The organism is Rhodococcus rhodochrous, assembly GCF_014854695.1.
GTDB lineage: Bacteria > Actinomycetota > Actinomycetes > Mycobacteriales > Mycobacteriaceae > Rhodococcus.
In genome coordinates, this window is record NZ_CP027557.1 from 4,339,607 (window position 1) to 4,358,213 (window position 18,607).

Below are 18,607 nucleotides of genomic sequence, written 5' to 3' on the forward strand. Positions count from 1 at the left end.
GTCGAGATTTTTCCTTACTGTCGCGGTCGCCTGTTCTCGGAATTGTCCGATGCCCCACGTCTGGTGATCCTCCGCGGCCACCGATTCTCGGGGAAGACGACACTTCTGCGGACATGGCTCATGACCGATCCCGAACCTCGTCGCGTCATTGCGTACGTCGGTCCGTCCACGGCGGATTCTGCCGCCGACCGTTATTGGGCGCGGATATTCGATTCCGTACGCCGTTGCATCGACACCGAAGCCTCGCGCACGAGCCGGGGATTCGACGCCCTCCGCACCGCCCTGTCGACCGCGGACACACCCGTCACCCTCGTCCTCGACGGCACGCGACTCGACGAGGACGTCGCCGAGGGCATCGGCACCCTGCTCGCCGACGAACCGACCCTGCGCATCGTCGTCGCGACGCGCACCACGAGTTCCGCCGGTGCGGACATGCCCTCCGACACGAGGATCCTCACCTCCGCCGACCTCGCCTTCACCGTCGATGAAACAGCCGCGTACCTGCGTGATGCCGGTGTTCCGCAGGAGCGGTGGGTCGTGGAGCGGATCGTTCACCGCACCGGAGGGCTACCGGCCGTGATCGGCCGTCTCCCCGCAGCCCTGTGCTCCGCACCGCTCCCCGGAGCGACCGAGCTCGAGCGCCTCGTGGACGCGGTGACCGACTCGGTGACAGCGCGGACGATCAAGAACGAACCACTCCTCGCACACCTGCTCCGACCGGTTCTGATGTCGGCGATGACCGACTCGCTGACCTGCGCGTCCCTCGCAGAGTCGGGCGTGGACGCCCCGACCTTTCTCACCACCCTCGAATCCCTCGGCCTGGTCGAACCCGTGCCCGGGAACTCGGCCCGGGTGTACCCGGACGCCGTCCGTCGGTCGTTGTTGCGACGGGCCGTGAACGACCTGCCGGCAGAACCGACGAGGACCTACCTCGTGGTACCAGGGAGCCCCGATCGCGGATCGGACGGCGCTGCGAAGCTCGGGCAGGTCGTCGCCCTACGGAGGGAGGGACGGTTCGCCGAGGCGGCGTCGATCTGCGACGAGCTCGCGTCGAGAGCGGCGTCCTCGTCGACGGCACCCGAAACGACGGTCGTCTCCGACGCCACCTTCTGTTTCCAGGCCGGGCTGACCTATTTCTTCGCGGTGCGTCCGCACGAAGCGATGGGCATGCTGCGCCGCGCCCGTTCCGCCGGGGCCGGGACACCCGTCGGCGAAGACGCCGCCGCCGTACTCGGGCTCATGCACGCCCTACGCGGAGAAGGGCCGGAGGCACGCGCGGCGCTCTCCACCGATCGGACGCCTCGCCGGCACCACCGCGACAGCGCACGACTCGCGCACACAGCCGAGCAGATCGCGGCGGCACTGCTCGCGATCGACCGACTCGAAACCGACGTGGCGCTCGACATCCTCGTCGACATCGAGGCGTCCACGGCCCCGAACGAGTTCTGGGCCCTCGCCCTCTACGCACAGGGCTCCCTCGCGCTGCTCACCCACACTCCGATGGACGGGCTGCGGCGCATCAAGGCAGAGATCCGGAAGCACCCGGAGCTCCACGCGGGGTACAACGCGGTGCTCGTCAACGCGATACGCGCCGATCTCGAACTCGCGCTGGGCGATTTCGACCGGGCGCGGAATCTCGTCGCCGATTCCACCCACCTGTTCACCGCGCCCGTCCATGCCCGCATGCGTCTGCTGACGGGCGATCCGGCCGGCAGCGAAGCGCTCGTGCACCACTACGGGACCGATCCGATCTGCACGCCCCGCCAGGCGATGGAACTGGCCGTGCTCGGTGCCGCTGCCGCGTGCGCGCTCGGACGTGACAGCGAGGCCCGTCCTCACCTCGACCGGGCGATCGCGCTGTCGCAGCAGACCGGACTGTTGCGACCGTTCACCATGGTCTCGCCGTTGATGGCGCGTCATCTCGGCTCGCTGGGAGTCGCCCTGCCGACCGCCTCGGAGCCGACGGCGCTCGACACGGCCACCTATCCGAAGTCGAAACCGGTGGTGCGACTGACGCCGCGCGAACGTGCGGTCCTCGACGGGTTGATCGCGGGTCGCTCGGCACGCACCATCGCGAAGGCCGAATTCGTCAGCGTGAACACGGTGAAGACGCAATTGCGGTCGCTGTACCGGAAGCTCGGTGTGAACTCCGGGAAGGACGCGGTGATCGCCGCCCGGCACCTCATGCTCGACTGACGCTCGGGTCCGGCCGTCTCAGAGTGTGTGTTCGACCGTGGTCATGTGGTGGTAGCCGATACGTACCAGCTCCGACAGCACGTCGGTGTCCACGGTCGACAACCTGTCACGGAATGTCCCGCAGGTCCTCGATGCGATGGTCGAACTCCCCCTCGGTGTCGTCGACCGCGTCCTCGACCCGGCCGTTCTCGAGCGGCCGGTACACGAAGACCGTGTTCAGTCCGACCTCGCGGGCGGCCCGCAGATCGTAGGGATGCGACGCGACCATCGCGGCCCGGGAGGGATCGACCCCCAGATACCGGCAGGTGCGCTCGTACAGGAAACGTTCGGGTTTGAAGGCGCCGAACAGTTCGGCCGTGAGGATGGCGTCGGCCTCGAGCTGCTGGTCGCGGAAGAGCGTGATCATCGTGGCCATGTCCGTGTTGGACAGTGTCGCCACCACTGCCTGCGAACGGAGTTCCTTCAGCCCGGGCCGCACGTCCGGCCACGCCTCGAGGCGCTGCCAGGCCCGCGCCGTCTCGACGCGCACGTCCTCGGGAAGGTCGATCCCGAACTGCCCGCACACGTCGCCGAGTCCGTCGACGTAGGAGTCCTGCACGCGATACCACTTCTCCACCGACTGGTCGAGACGGAGGATGCGTTCGTAGTAGTCGCTCCTCCAGGCCCGCACCAGGTCACCCACGGTCGCCGGATCGGCATCGGAGCCGAGCGCATCAGCCACCGCCCGGGTGACCGGGGTGTAGAAGTCCATCAGCGTGCCCTGCACGTCGAAGATGTACGCGTCGTATCGGCTCACGCCCAGGAGCATGCCCGATCGTGCCGTCCCGAAACGGAGTTGCAGAACCCGCCCACCGATGTGGCCCGCGTCGCATACTGGGACCGAAGCGTCGCCGCGCTCCGGGGGTGCACCATGGACGACCTGGCGGAATTCCGTCACGATCTCGATCGCATCGAACACCGCGTCGCCGGTGAGGTGGTCGTCGGCCGCTCGCGGGTCCGGATCCTGGCGGGGTGCGTCGCGCTGCTGGTCGTGGGCCTGCTGCTTCCCCAGGCCACCTCCGTGACGTCCCTGACGGCCCTTGTGCGCTGGGATTCCGAGGCCGCCACGCTCCCCCTCCGCGTCTTCGATGTCTTCGTGGTGGTGTTCGGCATACTCGTACCGCTCGTCGCATTGCTCCGACGGAGGTGGGGTGCCGCGACGATCGCAATGCTCGGTTCGGGCGCGGCGTCGATGGTGGGATTGTTCGCGGTCTGGTCGCAGGCCGGAATGGTCGCCCACACCTCTCACGCACCGCACGTCGGCCTGTATCTGTGCTGGGGCGCGGTGATGGCATCCACCGCGGTGTGGCTGCCGGTCGTGCTCTCCACCGCTCCCCTGCGCAGCGCTCCGCCGGTCACCTCCGGAGTTCTGACTCCCCGGGACGGTCGCTGACCGCACCGTTCACCGATCGACAGTGGCGCGCGTCACGCGTGCAGTGCAACACTGTAATCAGTGCAACACGCACAGGTTGATCGGTGCGACACGCACCAGGTCGCGTCCCGAGGAGGACATCATGCGACATTCACACATCCACGGATTCGGACGACCGGGCGGCTGGCAACAGGCCGACGTCCCCGACGCGAGCGATGCCGCCGAGTGGTTCGCCGGCAGGCTCCCCGACGATTGGTTCACCGGACCGCCCGACATCGAGATCGACAGAGAGGAAATCTTCGTCGTCGGACCCCTCGGGGTGCCCGACGGCACGAGCGACACCGAGATCGACGGACGCATCGCTCGATTCCGCGAGACCACGCGCGCCGACCGGATGCGCATCGCCGACGAGGCCGAGGCCCGCTACGGCCGCAAGGTGGCCTGGGGCGTGAAGGTCGGCGACCGGACCGACCTGTTCACCCACCTCGCCGTCCCGGTCATGACGCGACTGCGTCAACCCGAACGGAAGGTGCTCGACACCCTCGTCGACGCGGGTGTCGCGCGGTCCCGTTCGGATGCGCTGAAATGGACCGTCAGGCTCGTGGGGCAGCACTCGGAGCAGTGGCTCCGGGAACTGCGCGAGGCGATGAAGAAGGTCGACGATCTGCGTTCCGAAGGTCCGCAGGTCTGACCTCCGCGCTCCGGAGGATCCATTCCCGCGCTGCCGCCACGGTCTCCACCGTGGCGACACCGCGGGGTGCGGGCGGGCGGCGCACGACGATCACGCGCACGCCCAGTTCGTCGGCGGCGTCGAGTTTGCCGCGGGTGAGCGAGCCACCCGAATCCTTCGTCACGAGGGTGTCGATCCCGTTGTCGAGCAGCAGTTTCCGTTCGTCAGTCGCTGTGTAGGGGCCGCGTCCGAGCAGCACCGACCAGCCCGGTGGCAACTCGGTCGTCAGCGGGTCGACGACGCGGACGAGCACGTCGTGCGCGGCGAGCGGCCCGACGAAGCGGTCGAGGGTCTGCCGTCCGGTGCTGAGGAAGATCCTCCGGCTGGTCGCGGCGACGTGCGCGGCACCGTCGTGGTCGTCGACCCACGTCCACAGGCCGTGCTCGTCGTGCCAACCGGGTCGTTGCAGGCGCACCAGCGGAACGTGCGCGGCGGTGCATGCCGTCGCGGCGTTCGCGCTGATGCCCGCGGCGAACGGATGGGTGGCGTCGACGACGGCTCGGATACCGCGCTCGGTCAGGTACCGGGCGAGACCGTCCGCGCCACCGAACCCTCCGATGCGCACCGGACCGACGGGCAGGCGGGGATTGCGGACCCGGCCTGCCAGGGAGGATTCGAACGCGATGTCCGTGCCGTCCAATGTCACGGCGAGGGAACGGGCTTCCCCTGTCCCACCGAGGATGAGGACCGTCACCGAAGGGTTCCCCTCAGCACGGGCAGGGTTCGCTCGTCGGAGAGCATGGCGAGCAGAGCGTCCATGTCGAGATGTTCGTCGACGAGGTCCGCGAGCGCCTCGATGCGGGCCTCGCGTGCTGCCGGGAAACTCACTTCCCCGGTGCGGATCTCGCGGCCCACTGCCGCAGCGACCTCGCGCAACCATGCCCGGCGCACCGCGTCCCCTTCGAGGGCGCCGTGCCACATGGTGCCGAACATCGAGCCCACACGGGTGCCACCGAGGAAGTCGGTGCCACCGTCGACGGTGACGCGTCCGTGGTGGATCTCGTAGCCGGAGGCGGCCGCCTCCAACGCCGTGCCCCTCGGTAATCGGAGAACCTTCTCGTGTGCGAATTCGGTTCGGACGGGGAGTAATCCGAGACCCGTCGCGCTCGCACCGGGCACACCTTCGACACCGTGCGGGTCGTCGATGTGCGTGCCGAGCATCTGGAATCCGCCGCAGATACCGAGGACCGGTCCATCCCGGCGGGCGTGGTCGACGATCGCGGTGTCGAGTCCTCGCGAGCGCAGCCACGCGAGATCCGCGAGTGTGGCGCGTGTTCCGGGCACGATCACGACGTCGGCACCGGCGAGCGCTCGCGGGTCGTCGACGAAGCGGACCCGCACGTCCGGTTCGAGGCACAACGCGTCGACATCGGTGAAGTTGCTGACCCGCGGCAGCATCACGACGGCGATGCTCAGTGCGCCGTCACCGTCGTGCGCGGGGCGGGAGGTGAGGGCGAGCGAATCCTCGGAGTCGAGCCACAGCTCGCGTTGCCACGGCAGCACGCCGAGCACCGGGCGGCCGGTGACCCGTTCGAACGAGTCGAGTCCGGGTTTCAGGAGCGAGACGTCGCCGCGGAACTTGTTGATCACGAAGCCGCGGATCAACTGCTGATCCGCGGCGTCGAGCAGGGCCAGCGTCCCGTACATCGAGGCGAACACGCCACCGCGGTCGATGTCGCCGACGACGACGGTCGGCATCGAACCGTGTTGCGCCAGGCCCATGTTCACGTAGTCGTGGTCGCGCAGATTGATCTCGGCCGCGCTTCCGGCACCTTCGCACACCACCACGTCGAACCGGCGACGGAGGTCGTCGAAGGCGCCGAACGCCGCGTCGGCGAGATGCTGTCGCCCACCGGCGAACTCACCCGCCTCCAGCGATCCGGCGGGGCGCCCGAGAACCACGACGTGGCTGCGCCGGTCGCTGCCGGGTTTGAGCAGCACCGGGTTCATCGCGGCCTCGGGGATCGCACGGGCGGCCACCGCCTGGATCCACTGGGCGCGCCCGATCTCCGCGCCCTCGCTCGTCACCATCGAGTTGTTCGACATGTTCTGCGCCTTGAACGGCGCGACCTTCAGGCCGCGCCGCGCCAAGGATCGGCAGATCCCGGTGACGACCACGGATTTCCCTGCATCCGAGGTCGTTCCGGCGACGAGCAGACCCGAACCCATGTCGTCAGGCCGGGATCGTCACGCGACGGGAGGCGCGTTCGGTGAGGTAGGCGAAGACCACACCGAGCGCCGCCCACAGGGTGAGCTGCACGGTGAACGACGCGACCCGGAACTCCCACAGCAGCGTCGCGGGGAAGCCCTCCCCCACCTCGTCGATTCTCGGCAAGGCGAGATATCCGAGACCCACCACGACGAGGAAGGCGACCGCTGGGCCTGCGATGCGGACGGTGTGCAGGTCCTGGGCGGCCAGCGCCTTCGCCACCGCGACGGCCACGGCGATCGCGACGAGTCCGAGAGCGACCGAGGCGAGCCACAGCAAAGTGCGTTGATCGATCGTCTCGGGATCACCGACGGCCGGCGGATTCGCCGGATACTTCACGAACGGGACGGCCTCGACGGCGAGCCACGCTCCGGCCGCCCCGAACAATCCGAGCTTCCAGCCCGGCATGTCGGTGAGGCGACGCGCGAAGTGCAACACCGACGCGTAGAGGGCGCCGAGCGCGAGACCCGCGAGGGTCGTCGCGAGGAACAGTCCGGCCTTCTGACCGGTACGGTCGACGAGCGCATCCTCGCCGTGACTGTGACCGTGGGATTCCCCGGTGGTCGCAGCGTGGTCGTGATCGTGCGAATGCGCTTCGCCGGCAGCTTCTTCGAGCGCGATCGCGGATTCGATGTGGGGTTCGCCGACGACGAAGGCGACACCGCCGGCGAGCAGACCCGCGACGAGTCCGGCGAGCAGGCCCCTCAGCAGCAGGTGGAGGTAGGTTCCGGGCATCGTGGTCCCCGTTCTCAATGGCACGGAAGACCGAGGAGGTGCCGGCCGTCGTGCATCAGTTCGTGCATGAACATGCCGGTGCGCGAGATCGCGCCCTGATCGAATCCGACCAGGTAGAGAACGAGAAATGCCGCGACGATCACTGCAGCGAGAGCGACTGCGAGTGCGGCGGAGCCGAGCGACTCGTCGGGGGTATGGACAACAGCCATGACAATCCTCCTGGGATTTCGCGTCCCATTCGATTCCGTCATGTGCCGCGGGAGTTTTCTGGCTTCCGGAGATTTCGAGATCTCCGGTTACAGTGGCGCGACCGCTCCGGTTTCCCACCGGATTGCCTACACCTCGGCACATCTTTACCGACGCACCTTCGCACCGTGCGGTCTGCGATGTCAAGCGGAGAGGACGTACCTGCCGTGACCCGATTGTTCTTCGTCGCACACGCTTCCACGCGTGCGACGGAACAGGCCCGATTTCCGTGCGACGAGTCGATCTCCGAACGAGGCCGCCGCGAACTCGGACGCGTCGCGGTGCCGGTCGTCGACCGGTGGGTGTGTGCGCCCGAGCGACGCGCGGTCGACACGGTCCACGCCTTCGGCGTCCCCGCCGAGATCGACTCCGCTCTGCGCGAGCTCGACTACGGCAGGTGGTGCGGGGCGGGGTTGGACGAGCTGCCCGAGAGCGACCTGGCGATGTGGCTGACCGAGCCGGCTTCGGCACCGCACGGCGGCGAGTCCGTCGAAGACCTCATCCGTCGGATCGGCACCTGGCTGGCCGCCCAGGACGACAGCTACGAACGTGTCGGGGTGGTGACGCACCCGGCGGTCGTGCGGGCCGCGACGGTGTGCGCTCTCGACGCTCCGGCGTCGTCGTTCCGGAGGGTCGACGTGGGACCGCTGGACGTCGTCCGGCTCTACGGCGGGCCGGGTCGGTGGACGTTGCGGCCGAACCGGTTCGCGCGGCGAGCTACCAGGTGACGTCCTTCTCGCACTGCTTGCCGTCGACCGTCGACTCCACCTGGACGGTGGCGTGCTCGAGCCCGTGCGACGACAGCGCGGTGCGCGCCGAGTCGAGGATCCACTGCGGGTCGTGGTCGCTGACGAGATGCACGGTCGCCACATCCATGCCGGTGGTCAGCGTCCACACGTGCAGGTCGTGCACGCCGCACACGCCGGGCAGCGCGAGCAGGTCGGTGCGCAGGAGGTCGACGTCGAGATGTGCGGGCGAGGTCTGCGTGAGGATGCGCAGCGACTCCGCGGCCAGTCGCAGGGCGCGCGGTACGACCCACAGGGAGATGAGCACACCGACGACGACGTCGGCCAGGCTCCAGCCGAAGATCATGACGAGTGCGCCCGCGATGAGGACGCCGACGGATCCGACGGCGTCGGCGAGCACCTCCATGTAGGCGCCGCGCACCGCGATGCTGTCCTTCGCGTCGGCCCGCAGCATGAGCATCACGACGATGTTGGCGGCCAGTCCCGCGAGGGCGGTGACGATCATGGGCAGGCCGGGAAGTTCGGGGGCGTCGCCGATGCGGTCGATTGCCTCGTAGAACACCCAGCCGGCGACGCCGAGCAGCAGCACCGCGTTGACCATCGCGGTGAGGACCTCGGCGCGGTGCCAGCCGAAGGTGCGCGACGCCGCGCTGCTCCCTCGCCGGGCGAGGATGAGGGCGACCATGCCCATGGACACCCCGACGACGTCGGTGAGCATGTGGCCCGCGTCGGCGAGCAGGGCGAGGGAGCCGATCAGGAGACCGACGAGAGCCTCGAGGACGAAGAACGCTCCGAGGATGCCCAGCGCGAAGGCCATGCGCCGGATGACGGCGCGCGTGGGACCGGCGCCCTGACCGTGACCGTGGCCGACGCCGTGTGAGTGCCCGTGACCCGAACCCATCGAACTCCCTCTCCGAACCTCGGGCCATCGTATGCACGAATGTGCATATGTTCAACGGCTACGTGCCCGGCGAGATCGGAGGGACTTATTCGTCCGGGTCGTAGGCCGGATGTTCGACGGTGGGAGGAAGAGTCGCGATCGCGGTGATCCGCTTGAGTCCGGCGGTCCGCAGCAGGTCGACGATCAGCGACCTCATCTGCGCGAACACCACCGTCGCCGACACTCCTGCCCCGGCGATGAGTTCGGGATCCATCTTCTTGGCGATGCTGCGCAGGACACGCGCGGCCTCGGCCTGGTCGGGCTGCTCCCCCGGCTCGGCCAGAACCATCTCGCGAAGGACGTCCACCGCGTCGGCTACCTCGACGAAACGGTGCACCAGTCGCGAGTCGAGGATCTCGTCGTCGCGGACGAGAGTCAGGGAACGTCGCGCGAGCACGCGGATGTTGCGCATCGCGTGATCGATCGGGTCGGCGGCAGCCGTCAGGACCGCGAGACGCTTGCGGCTGTTCCAGTACAGCGGCGAGACTCGGCTGATCTCTCTGCCGCCCTTGAGGTTGGACCGCATCGCGTCGATCGCGGGCTGGGTGGCGCGGGCCTGTCGCAGCGCTTCCTCGATCGGTTTCGCATTGTTCTCCACGAGACCGGACTCCACCTTGCGCAATACCTCGCTCGCGGTGGCGAGGATCTCGGCGGCGTTGCGGCGCGCCCGCCGCACGGGATGCGTGGGAATGAGCGCAACCACTGCAATCCCCGTGAGCCCGCCGATGAGAGCGTCGACCATACGGTCGACACCCCCCGTGCCGCCGGGCGGCAGAAGGGTGGCGACGAGCACCGCGGAATTACCCGCCTGCATCGAGAAGATCGGGCCGCTGTCGAGCGCCACAGCGGTACCCATCGCCATGATCACGACCAGTGCGATCTGCCACGGTCCGCTGCCGATCAGCGAGACGAGCAGGTCGCCCACGCCGATCCCCACCGTCACACCGCAGACGAGTTCGACGGAACGCCGCAACCGGGCGCCGAGACCGAGCCCGAGGGAGACGACTGCCGCGATGGGCGCGAAGAAGGGCTGCTGGTGCCCGACCAGGTCCTTCGCGACCCACCACGCCAGACCCGCCGCCAGCGCGCACTGCACGATCGGCAGCGCCGATGAGCGCAGCCGTTCGAACGAGTCGGTCAGGCGATTACGAGCTCCCTGACGGGTGGGTCGGCGCCGGGTCGCCGCGGACAGTCTGTTCGACACAGACATGTACGGGGCGTCTATTCGACGCCGAGTTCTTCCGCTGCCCGCGGGTCGCAGTCCTCGAGCAGGTCCAGGCAGCGGGCGTGCTCGTCCGACTCACCGATGGTCCGGGCTGCCCGGGCGAGCACGGCGACGCAGCGCAGGAAACCGCGGTTGGGTTCGTGGCTGTAGGGCACGGGACCGAAGCCCTTCCAGCCGTTGCGGCGCAGCTGGTCGAGGCCGCGGTGGTATCCGGTGCGTGCGTAGGCGTAGGCCTGGATCGTCTCGCCACGGTCGAGTGCGGCCTCGGCGAGATACGCCCATGCGATCGAGGCGGTGGGATGGTCGGCTGCGACCTTCGCCGGGTCCTCGTTGTTCAGCAGGGCCGACTCCGCGTCGTCGTCGCCGGGGAGAAGGGTGGGCTGCGGTCCGAGAAGATCACCGAAAGACGTCATGGGGTCATTGTGCCCTTCCGTGACGAAGGCTCGATAGAGTCCCCGGGTAACCGCAGGCCGTCGAGCGAGGTGCAGCACGTTGTCGGACCCGAAGAACGAAGAGTCACCCGAGCAGACTTCGACGACCCCTTCTGTCGGAACACCGGACGAGAGTACGGAGAACGAACCCGCCCTCGAGCCGGCTGAGCAGGTCTCCGAGGAAGCGGAGCAGGTCTCCGAGGAACCGGAGGAGCCGACCACCGATGCGGCGTCCTCGGGTGAGGACGCGAGCAGCGACGAGCCGGAACAGGCTGCAGACGAGAACGTCGCGACGGACGAGACCGTGGCGCTTCCAGTCGCCGAACCCGAGACCGCCGAGTCCCGCCCGGACCCCGAATCCGAGCCCGCGTCCGATGCCACCTCCGCCGCCGATGCGCCCACGGTGCAGATCCCGGTCCGCAGCCACGTGCCGAAGGCGCCGCCGCAGCGCATCGCTCCGCGCGGTGAGGAACCGACGGTTCAGCCCGAGCCCGTCCGCGTCGCCGTCCAGCCCACGCCCACGCGCATCCCGCCGGCCCGCGACAAGAGTCGCGGACGCTGGCTGATCGTTGCGGGAGCAGCGGCCGTGCTGGTGGTCGTGGCGATCGTCGCGGCCGGGGTGATCGTGTTCCTGAAGGACCGTGCCGACAACTCCCCCGAGAGCCGGATCCGTTCGAGCATCGACACCTTCGTCGGAGCACTCGAATCGGGCGACCTCACGACCCTGCGGGAGTCGACCTGCGGAGCGCTCTCCGACTTCTACGAGACGGTCGATCCGGAGAACTTCCGCGACATCCACCGGCTCGCCGTCGAACAGGGCGAGATCCCGGTGGTGACGAGCGTCGACCGCATCCAGATCACCGAGGGCACCGCCATCGCGCAGGTCACCGCGCACACGGTGAACGATCCCGGCGATGTCACCGACCGCACCTTCGACCTCACGCTCGACGGCGAGCAGTGGAAGGTCTGCAGCGAATAACGGAACAATGCCGGCGACGAGTGCGCAGAAGTCGTCGTTCGCCCTCCGCGTGTCGCGACGATTTCTGCACACCGTAGGGACGACGAAGGGCGCCGACAGCAACGTCGGCGCCCTTCGTCTATCGGTGGGGCCTACTTGGCCGAGACCGAGCGTCCCGCCGACTTGAGGTCGTTGCAGGCCTCGATGACACGCTGCGTCATGGACGCCTCGGCCTTCTTGAGGTAGCTGCGCGGGTCGTAGGTCTTCTTGTTGCCGACCTCACCGTCGATCTTGAGCACACCGTCGTAATTGGTGAACATGTGTGCCGCGATGGGGCGGGTGAACGCGTACTGCGTGTCGGTGTCGACGTTCATCTTCACGACGCCGTAGCTCAGCGCCTCGTCGATCTCCGACTTCAGCGAGCCCGAGCCGCCGTGGAAGACGAGGTCGAACGGCTTCGAACCCTCCGGAAGGCCCAGCTTCTTCGACGCGACGGCCTGACCTTCGGCGAGGACGGACGGCTTGAGCTTGACGTTGCCCGGCTTGTAGACGCCGTGGACGTTGCCGAAGGTCGCAGCGAGCAGGTACTGGCCCTTGTCGCCGGCGCCGAGCGCGTCGACGGTCTTCTCGAAGTCCTCGACCGTGGTGTAGAGCTTGTCGTTGATGGCGTTCTCGACGCCGTCCTCTTCACCGCCGACGACGCCGATCTCGATCTCGAGGATGATCTTCGCGGCCTTGGCGGCAGCGAGGAGCTCCTGCGCGATCTCGAGGTTCTCGTCGATCGGGATGGCCGAGCCGTCCCACATGTGCGACTGGAACAGCGGGTTCTGTCCGTTGTTCACACGCTCCTGCGAGATCGCGATGAGCGGGCGGACGAAGCCGTCGAGCTTGTCCTTCGGGCAATGGTCGGTGTGCAGAGCGATCGTCACGTCGTACTTCTCGGCGACGACGTGGGCGAACTCGGCGAGCGCGACGGCACCGGTGACCATGTCCTTCACACCCAGGCCCGAGCCGAACTCGGCGCCACCGGTCGAGAACTGGATGATGCCGTCGCTGCCGGCGTCCGCGAAGCCCTTGATGGCGGCGTTGATCGTTTCGGACGAGGTGCAGTTGATGGCCGGGAACGCGAAGGAATGCTCCTTGGCGCGGGCGATCATCTCGGCGTAGACCTCGGGAGTCGCGATAGGCACAGCGGCTGTCCTCCAGATGAGAGTCGATCGGCATCCCACCGGGGTGTGGTGGGTGCCCGGTTGTCCTTGCAGTATGTCAAGTGACACGCCTCCTCGATACTCGGGCCGTCCGGGTCGGTGTCGGGATTCGGGGAGAGGTGGACGCCGCCGGTACCCTGGATCGCGTGACTGTGCTCGAAGCCTCGGAGTCCGTGACCAATCTGGCCCTGCTACCGGGGTTTCTGGATCCTGTCAATCTACTCAATTCGTTCGGTACCTGGATGCTCATCGGGCTGCTGCTCGTGGTGTTCATCGAATCCGGTCTGCTGTTCCCGCTGCTGCCCGGCGACTCGCTGCTGTTCACCGCGGGCCTGATCGCGGCCGCCAAGTCGGCGGAGGTCGAACCGTTCGCCCCTTTGTGGGTGCTGATGGTGACGATTCCGATCGCCGCGGTCCTCGGCGACCAGGTCGGCTATCTCATCGGAGCGAAGGGCGGAACCAGGCTGTTCAAGCCGGATTCGAAGCTCTTCAAGCAGGCCTACATCGACGAAGCGCACCGCTTCTTCCTGCGACACGGACCCGCGATGATCTTCCTGGCACGTTTCGTGCCGATCGTGCGCACCTACGCCCCGCTCGTCGCGGGCGCCGCGAAGATGCCCTACCGCGTGTTCATCACCTACAACATCATCGGCGGCATCGTGTGGGGCGCCGGCGTGACGCTGCTCGGCTACCTGCTGGGACAGATCAGCTTCATCGCCGACAACATCGACATCATCTTCCTGGGCATCGTGTTCGTCTCGGTCATCCCGATCATCACCGAGGTCGGCAAGCGCGTGCTCAGCTCGCGTCGGGCCAAGAACGGTGAGGCGCCGGCCGCCGAGACCGAGGCCGCGACGATGCCGATCAACCGCATCGACAGCAAGTAGGAACGGTCCTCACACCGCAGAAGGTGGATTCCGCCCGTCGAACGAACGGGTCGGAATCCACCTTCTTCCGTTTCATGACCGCGACGCGGTGACGGCGTAGGCAGCTTCCATGAGCATCCACCCGCCGAGCTGCACCGACATGTCGCGTTCGGCGACGGCCGACTCGCGGACGGTGCCGCCCGCGAACCGCGCGACCGACGTGCCCAGACCGGGCAGCCGCGCCTGCCGCGACCAGTCGCGGCCGAAGACCGGCAGCTCCTCGACCTGCAGTCGGTTCTCCCAGGCGGCCTCCGCCGACGCCAGCACGATGCGTGCCGCGGCGTTGCGGGCGCGGATGTCGTCGCCGTCGACGACGGGCAGTGTCGTGGCGACCATCGCGAGGTAGCGGGCCAGGATCCCGTTGAACAGTCCCCCGTCGCCGCCTCCCCCGCCGGTGACGACGCTGCGTTCGGTGAGATGATCGTCGACCGCGGTGACGAGCGCGTGGACCCTGCGGCGGTGCCGGGGGTCGTCGAGCTGCAGGGCGAGTTCGGTCTCGAGGCCGAGCGTCACCCCCTGGCAGTAGCTGTAGATCGCGCGTTCGTGCACGCCGTCGCGGATGCCGTCCAGGACGAGACCCGTCTCGGGGTCGAGCAGCACGTCGTGGATCCAGTCGGCCATCTCCTCGGCGCGGTAGACCTTGCCGGTGCGGGCGAGCAGCAGCGCCGCCGGACCGTTCGCGGGGGCGTTGAAGAAGTTGTCCCGCCGACGCCACGGGATGCCGCCCCCGCGCTCGGGTTGCCACGCGTCGACGAGCTCGTCGACGAGGGTCGCGATCGCGCCCCGGTGGTCGACGTAGAGATGCCGTTCGGCCCGTTCGAGCGACAGGCCGAGCCACGCCATGTCGTCGTAGTAGTTGTTGGTCCAGCCGGTGAGATTGCGGATGCGGTGGGTGCGCGCAAGCCGCACGACACGGCGCCGGCGACGCGGGGTGGCGTCGCGCTCGGCGGCGTCGACGGCGGTGTCGATCAGGTGCGCCTGCCACCAGTAGTGCCAGGAGAAGAACAGCCGCTCACGTCGGACGGCGGGCCAGCCGACCACCCCGAGCGCGGTGCCGGGGAGGGCCCAGAGACGACGGATGTGCCGCGACACGATGGCACCCTCTGCGGCGTCGGCCCGTTCCGACCACCGGGCGGCCTCGACTCCGTCCGAACGCTGTCCTGCTGCGGTGTTCATCACCCTCCACACTGCCCGACCGGCGGCCGCCCCGACGACGGTCCGCGCGACTTTCATCCCGGAATGCGGGGCAGGTGTTACCAGGCGTCCGAGAAATCGGCGTGCTGCCGGATCCACGCGTGCATCGCGATGCCCGCGGCGACACCCGCGTTGATCGACCGTGTGGAGCCGAACTGGGCGATGGAGACCGTCATCGAGGCGACGTTGCGGGCTGCTTCGGTGACGCCGGGGCCCTCCTGCCCGAACAGCAGCAGGCAGCGGCGCGGCAGGGTCGCCGTCTCCAGCCGGACCGAGCCGGGGGTGTTGTCCACCGCGACGATCTCGAGGTCCTGTTCGGCCGCCCACGCGACGAGCGCGTCGACATCCGAGTGGTGGAGCAGGTGCTGGTAGCGGTCGGTGACCATCGCTCCGCGCCGGTTCCACCGGCGTCGTCCGACGATGTGCACGGTGCCCACGGCGAACGCATTGGCGGTGCGGACGACAGTTCCGATGTTCGCGTCGTGGGCGAAGTTCTCGATGGCGACGTGCAGCGGGTGCCGGCGACGGTCGATGTCCGCGACGATCGCCTCGCGGGTCCAGTAGCGGTAGGCGTCGACGACGTTGCGCCGGTCGCCGTGGGCGAGCAACTCGGGGTCGTAGCGCGGGTCGATGGGCGGCTCGGTGCCGAACTCCTCGATCCACGGTCCGACGCCGTGCGGGTGCTCACCCCACTCGGTGGGGCCCGCCGCGTCCTCGACGGCCGGTTCGGAATGCGTGTCGGTCACCGTCAGAACGTCTCGTTCGAACCTGCTGCGACGCGGAAACCGTGGCCGGTGGCATCGTTGGTGCAGGTCACGTCGGCTGCGGTGGTGGCGCACGTGTAGCCGAGCTGCGACAGCGACGATCCCGGCGGCAGGACGGGGCTCGCTCCGTCGGGTGAGAGGTAGACCGGTCCGCCCGAGCACACGAACTCGCCTTCGCCGGAGTCCTGCACGCGGATGCCGAGTCCCCAGTTGACCATGCAGTCCTCGGGGCGCGGCGGGATCGGATCGGTCGGTCCCTCGCAGCCCGCCTCGGTGCGGGTGGGCAGCCGGACGATGCCGCATTCGAAGGTGCCGTCGGGGCTGCTGAAGTAGTACGACTCGTTGCGCTGGTACTCGACCTGCGCGAGCGGAGCGGGTTCCTCCGGGGAGGTCTCCGGCTCGGGAGCCGGTTCGGTCGTCGACGGGGTCGTCTCCTCGGTGGTGCTCGGAGCGACCGTCGTGGGCGAGGTCGTCGAGGCAGCCGCCGAGGTCGTCGTCGACGTCGCTCCGGAGTCGGCCTCCGGCCCGTCCGCGGAGCCCCCGCATCCTGCGACGAACAGTGCCGCACCCGCGACGACTGCGACCGGCCACATCCGAATTCTCACGCAACACCCTTCCCGACGACGTGCGGGTGTCACTCTATCGAGCGGTGTCAGTGGCCGGTCAGGCGCCGGTTGACCAGGCGATTCATCCATCCGGGCGACACCTGGGCGAGTGTGGCGAGCACGGTCGCCTGCCGGCCCACGGGCCTGTGCACCCGTCCCGAGCGCCGCGTGGGGCGGGTCGCGTCGAACACCGCGCGGGCGACGTCGTCGGCGCCGAGGTTCACGCCCAGTGAGCGTCGCGAGCCGATGTCCATCCCGTCGACCATGTTCGTGTCGACGAACAGCGGCCACAGCGCCTGCACCTTGATGTCGTGGCGTGCCCACTCGAGTTCGAGTGCTTCGGTCAGACCGCGCACCGCGAACTTGGTGGCGCTGTAGGTGGCGAGCTCGGGTTGTCCGTAGAGCGCCGACGCCGAGCACATGTTCACGATGTGCGCGCCGGGGGTGTCGCGGAGATACGGGAAGGCCGCGTGGCAGCCGAGGACGACACCGGTGACGTTGACGTCGACGAGCTGGCGGTGCCGACTCGCCGGGATGTCCTCGAACGGCCCGGACGACAGCAGCCCGGCGTTGTTGACGAGGACGTCGAGCCGACCGTCGGTGCAGAAGTCCTCGAGGGCGCGGGTCCACGCGGAGGTGTCGGTGACGTCGAGGGCACCGGTGACGATCCGCCCTGCGGCGATCGAGGCGCCCTCCTCGGCGAGGCTCGCGAGCCCCACGGTGTCGATGTCGAAGGCACCGACGCGGTAACCGTGACGGGCGAAGAGCAGGGCGGTGGAGCGACCGATACCGGCGGCGGCGCCGGTGATCACCACGTTGGGAGCGGACATGGCATCACCCTAATCACGGGCGGAAGCCGACGGGGCCGAGCGGGGATAGGCTGGAACCGGAGGAGCTGTGAATCGTCGTATCGTCGCTACTGTCGGATTCGTCACCGCGGGATATGTCGTCGTTCTCGCGTTGTGGCTGAACCTGTTCCTGCCGATCTCCGAACCGGGCACCGAGGGCTTCCAGGTGGTCTTCCTCGTCTGTCTGTACGGCACCGTGCTCGGCCTGTCCTTGGCGCTCGCGGGTCGGAGTTCGAAGGTCATGCGCCGCATCGAACGCGAGGGTTACGAGGGATGGGCGATCATCCGTTCCGCGACCCCGCTCGATCTGACCTCGACCGGTCAGCTGACCCGGCTCGATCTCGAGCTCACGGTGCCCGGCTCGGAGTCCTATCGCGGCACGGTCGTCTACGAGGTCGACCGTCGCAACCTGCAGCGCTACGCGCCCGGCGAGGTCGTGAGCATCTGGGTGGACCCGCTCGACCGCGACCGGATCGTCCTCTATCCTTGACTGTCCCGGCTCGTGAGAGCGAGAAGCCCTTCCACGAGCAGCAGCTGGGCCACGACGTAGGTGGCCAGCACGAATCCTTCCGCTGCCGCGCGCGTCTTCTCGTCCTTCAGCAGGGTGCGGCGCACGACGATCGATCCGTCGGACAGCGTGAAGATCAGGCCGCCGAGACCGAGCCGACTGCGCCGGTCGGAACCCGGCACGGGCAGACCCGCGCGCACGCGCGCACCGGGCGCGAGGGCAGGGTCTCCGGCGAGGGTCGCGGTGGTGGCGAGCAGGGCGCCGTATCCGGTCAGCGGCGCGGCCACCGAGCGGTTGCGGGCGGCGAGCAGACCGGCCGCACCGGCGAGAGCGCCGGCACGTTGCACCGCGACCGGCGTCGAGACCCGCGCACCGCGCCGGACGAGGATGCTCGAGTAGGCGGTCTGCATGACGCCGAAACAGGCTGCACCGCTCAGGATCCGGCGGTCCTCGTCGGAGCGGATCATCGCGATGTCACCGAGGGTGGCGGCTGCGAGACCCGCGACCAGCAGGGCGGTGTCGGCGCGATCGGTGTCGCGGGAGCGGCGCAGCACCCGCACGGCGAGCGCCGGTGCGATGAGTGGTTTGGCGATCTGCTGCAGCTTCTCGTTCCCCGCCACTCCCCCGACGACGGTGGCGGCCGACGCCGCCGCGAACACCGCGTGCTCGACGCCCCATCTCTTGCGACTGAACCAACCCATGCGCGCACAGTACCCGGCTGCATCGA

The 18,607-nt window shown here is 68.6% G+C and carries 21 protein-coding genes and 1 riboswitch; of the genes, 7 read left to right on the forward strand and 14 right to left on the reverse strand.

Going from position 1 to position 18,607, the window contains the following annotated elements; translation table 11 throughout:
* Positions 1-120: 120 nt before the first annotated feature.
* Positions 121-2,196 (forward strand): helix-turn-helix transcriptional regulator, encoded by a 2,076-nt coding sequence (locus C6Y44_RS20035; RefSeq protein ID WP_159417639.1) that lies wholly within the window; start codon positions 121-123, stop codon positions 2,194-2,196.
* A 106-nt stretch (positions 2,197-2,302) separates the two neighbouring features.
* Here C6Y44_RS20035 and C6Y44_RS20040 read toward each other — a convergent pair whose 3' ends face one another.
* Positions 2,303-3,004, reverse strand: a complete 702-nt coding sequence (locus C6Y44_RS20040) for a haloacid dehalogenase type II (protein WP_159417638.1) — start codon at positions 3,002-3,004, stop codon at positions 2,303-2,305.
* Positions 3,005-3,106: 102 nt separating this feature from the next.
* On the opposite strand from C6Y44_RS20040, the gene C6Y44_RS20045 reads away from it, so the two are divergent.
* Both C6Y44_RS20045 and C6Y44_RS20050 read left to right on the forward strand, forming a co-directional pair.
* Positions 3,107-3,628 carry an Rv2732c family membrane protein gene (locus tag C6Y44_RS20045; RefSeq protein WP_120283628.1) on the forward strand — a complete coding sequence of 174 codons (522 nt, stop codon included), beginning with the start codon at positions 3,107-3,109 and terminating at the stop codon, positions 3,626-3,628.
* Between the two features lie 121 nt (positions 3,629-3,749).
* Positions 3,750-4,298, forward strand: a complete 549-nt coding sequence (locus C6Y44_RS20050) for a hypothetical protein (protein ID WP_159417637.1) — start codon at positions 3,750-3,752, stop codon at positions 4,296-4,298.
* Here the strand turns inward: C6Y44_RS20050 and C6Y44_RS20055 are convergent.
* Genes C6Y44_RS20055 through C6Y44_RS20070 form a run of 4 tightly spaced genes read right to left on the reverse strand, consistent with a single transcriptional unit; the run spans position 4,201 to position 7,490 of the window.
* Entirely contained in the window at positions 4,201-5,031 is an 831-nt protein-coding gene (locus C6Y44_RS20055) for a cobalt-precorrin-6A reductase (protein ID WP_159417636.1), read from the reverse strand. The genes C6Y44_RS20050 and C6Y44_RS20055 overlap by 98 nt on opposite strands.
* Entirely contained in the window at positions 5,028-6,506 is a 1,479-nt protein-coding gene (locus tag C6Y44_RS20060; RefSeq protein ID WP_159417635.1) for a cobyric acid synthase, read from the reverse strand. The genes C6Y44_RS20055 and C6Y44_RS20060 overlap by 4 nt, the downstream gene beginning before the upstream one ends.
* 4 nt (positions 6,507-6,510) lie before the next feature.
* Positions 6,511-7,281 carry a CbtA family protein gene (locus tag C6Y44_RS20065; protein WP_174246992.1) on the reverse strand — a complete coding sequence of 257 codons (771 nt, stop codon included), beginning with the start codon at positions 7,279-7,281 and terminating at the stop codon, positions 6,511-6,513.
* 14 nt (positions 7,282-7,295) lie between these two features.
* Positions 7,296-7,490 carry a CbtB domain-containing protein gene (locus C6Y44_RS20070; protein WP_006552982.1) on the reverse strand — a complete coding sequence of 65 codons (195 nt, stop codon included), beginning with the start codon at positions 7,488-7,490 and terminating at the stop codon, positions 7,296-7,298.
* A 32-nt stretch (positions 7,491-7,522) separates the two neighbouring features.
* Positions 7,523-7,641: riboswitch (cobalamin riboswitch) on the reverse strand.
* Positions 7,642-7,694: 53 nt separating this feature from the next.
* On the opposite strand from C6Y44_RS20070, the gene C6Y44_RS20075 reads away from it, so the two are divergent.
* Positions 7,695-8,255: a histidine phosphatase family protein gene (locus C6Y44_RS20075; RefSeq protein WP_192378516.1), complete on the forward strand. Its 561-nt coding sequence runs from the start codon at positions 7,695-7,697 to the stop codon at positions 8,253-8,255.
* On the opposite strand, the gene C6Y44_RS20080 is transcribed toward C6Y44_RS20075, so the two are convergent.
* The 3 genes from C6Y44_RS20080 to C6Y44_RS20090 form a co-directional block, all read right to left on the reverse strand.
* On the reverse strand, positions 8,245-9,174 hold the full coding sequence (locus C6Y44_RS20080; protein WP_016691502.1) for a cation diffusion facilitator family transporter: 930 nt from the start codon (positions 9,172-9,174) through the stop codon (positions 8,245-8,247). The genes C6Y44_RS20075 and C6Y44_RS20080 overlap by 11 nt on opposite strands.
* Before the next feature lie 85 nt (positions 9,175-9,259).
* On the reverse strand, positions 9,260-10,423 hold the full coding sequence (locus C6Y44_RS20085; RefSeq protein ID WP_174246991.1) for an FUSC family protein: 1,164 nt from the start codon (positions 10,421-10,423) through the stop codon (positions 9,260-9,262).
* An 11-nt stretch (positions 10,424-10,434) separates the two neighbouring features.
* Positions 10,435-10,851: a DUF3151 domain-containing protein gene (locus C6Y44_RS20090; RefSeq protein WP_064256541.1), complete on the reverse strand. Its 417-nt coding sequence runs from the start codon at positions 10,849-10,851 to the stop codon at positions 10,435-10,437.
* Positions 10,852-10,930: 79 nt separating this feature from the next.
* On the opposite strand from C6Y44_RS20090, the gene C6Y44_RS20095 reads away from it, so the two are divergent.
* Entirely contained in the window at positions 10,931-11,848 is a 918-nt protein-coding gene (locus C6Y44_RS20095) for an Rv0361 family membrane protein (protein ID WP_159417633.1), read from the forward strand.
* 131 nt (positions 11,849-11,979) lie between these two features.
* On the opposite strand, the gene fbaA is transcribed toward C6Y44_RS20095, so the two are convergent.
* Entirely contained in the window at positions 11,980-13,017 is a 1,038-nt protein-coding gene (gene fbaA / locus C6Y44_RS20100) for a class II fructose-bisphosphate aldolase (protein WP_120280210.1), read from the reverse strand.
* 137 nt (positions 13,018-13,154) lie between these two features.
* On the opposite strand from fbaA, the gene C6Y44_RS20105 reads away from it, so the two are divergent.
* Positions 13,155-13,922, forward strand: a complete 768-nt coding sequence (locus C6Y44_RS20105) for a VTT domain-containing protein (protein ID WP_120280211.1) — start codon at positions 13,155-13,157, stop codon at positions 13,920-13,922.
* Between the two features lie 72 nt (positions 13,923-13,994).
* On the opposite strand, the gene C6Y44_RS20110 is transcribed toward C6Y44_RS20105, so the two are convergent.
* From C6Y44_RS20110 to C6Y44_RS20125, 4 genes are all read right to left on the reverse strand, one after another.
* Positions 13,995-15,137: a glycoside hydrolase family 76 protein gene (locus C6Y44_RS20110; protein WP_159417632.1), complete on the reverse strand. Its 1,143-nt coding sequence runs from the start codon at positions 15,135-15,137 to the stop codon at positions 13,995-13,997.
* Positions 15,138-15,214: 77 nt separating this feature from the next.
* Positions 15,215-15,901, reverse strand: coding sequence for a TrmH family RNA methyltransferase (locus C6Y44_RS20115; protein WP_120280212.1), 687 nt, complete (start codon positions 15,899-15,901; stop codon positions 15,215-15,217).
* 2 nt (positions 15,902-15,903) lie between these two features.
* Positions 15,904-16,512, reverse strand: a complete 609-nt coding sequence (locus C6Y44_RS20120; protein ID WP_120280213.1) for a hypothetical protein — start codon at positions 16,510-16,512, stop codon at positions 15,904-15,906.
* Between the two features lie 59 nt (positions 16,513-16,571).
* The gene (locus C6Y44_RS20125; RefSeq protein WP_159417631.1) at positions 16,572-17,354 is read right to left on the reverse strand and encodes an SDR family oxidoreductase; all 783 of its coding nucleotides are present in this window, start codon (positions 17,352-17,354) and stop codon (positions 16,572-16,574) included.
* A gap of 67 nt (positions 17,355-17,421) precedes the next feature.
* Between C6Y44_RS20125 and C6Y44_RS20130 the strand changes: the two genes are divergently transcribed.
* Positions 17,422-17,862, forward strand: a complete 441-nt coding sequence (locus C6Y44_RS20130; protein ID WP_006552995.1) for a hypothetical protein — start codon at positions 17,422-17,424, stop codon at positions 17,860-17,862.
* Here C6Y44_RS20130 and C6Y44_RS20135 read toward each other — a convergent pair.
* Positions 17,853-18,581 (reverse strand): lysoplasmalogenase family protein, encoded by a 729-nt coding sequence (locus C6Y44_RS20135; protein WP_159417630.1) that lies wholly within the window; start codon positions 18,579-18,581, stop codon positions 17,853-17,855. The two genes, C6Y44_RS20130 and C6Y44_RS20135, sit on opposite strands and share 10 nt — an antisense overlap.
* Positions 18,582-18,607: the final 26 nt, after the last annotated feature.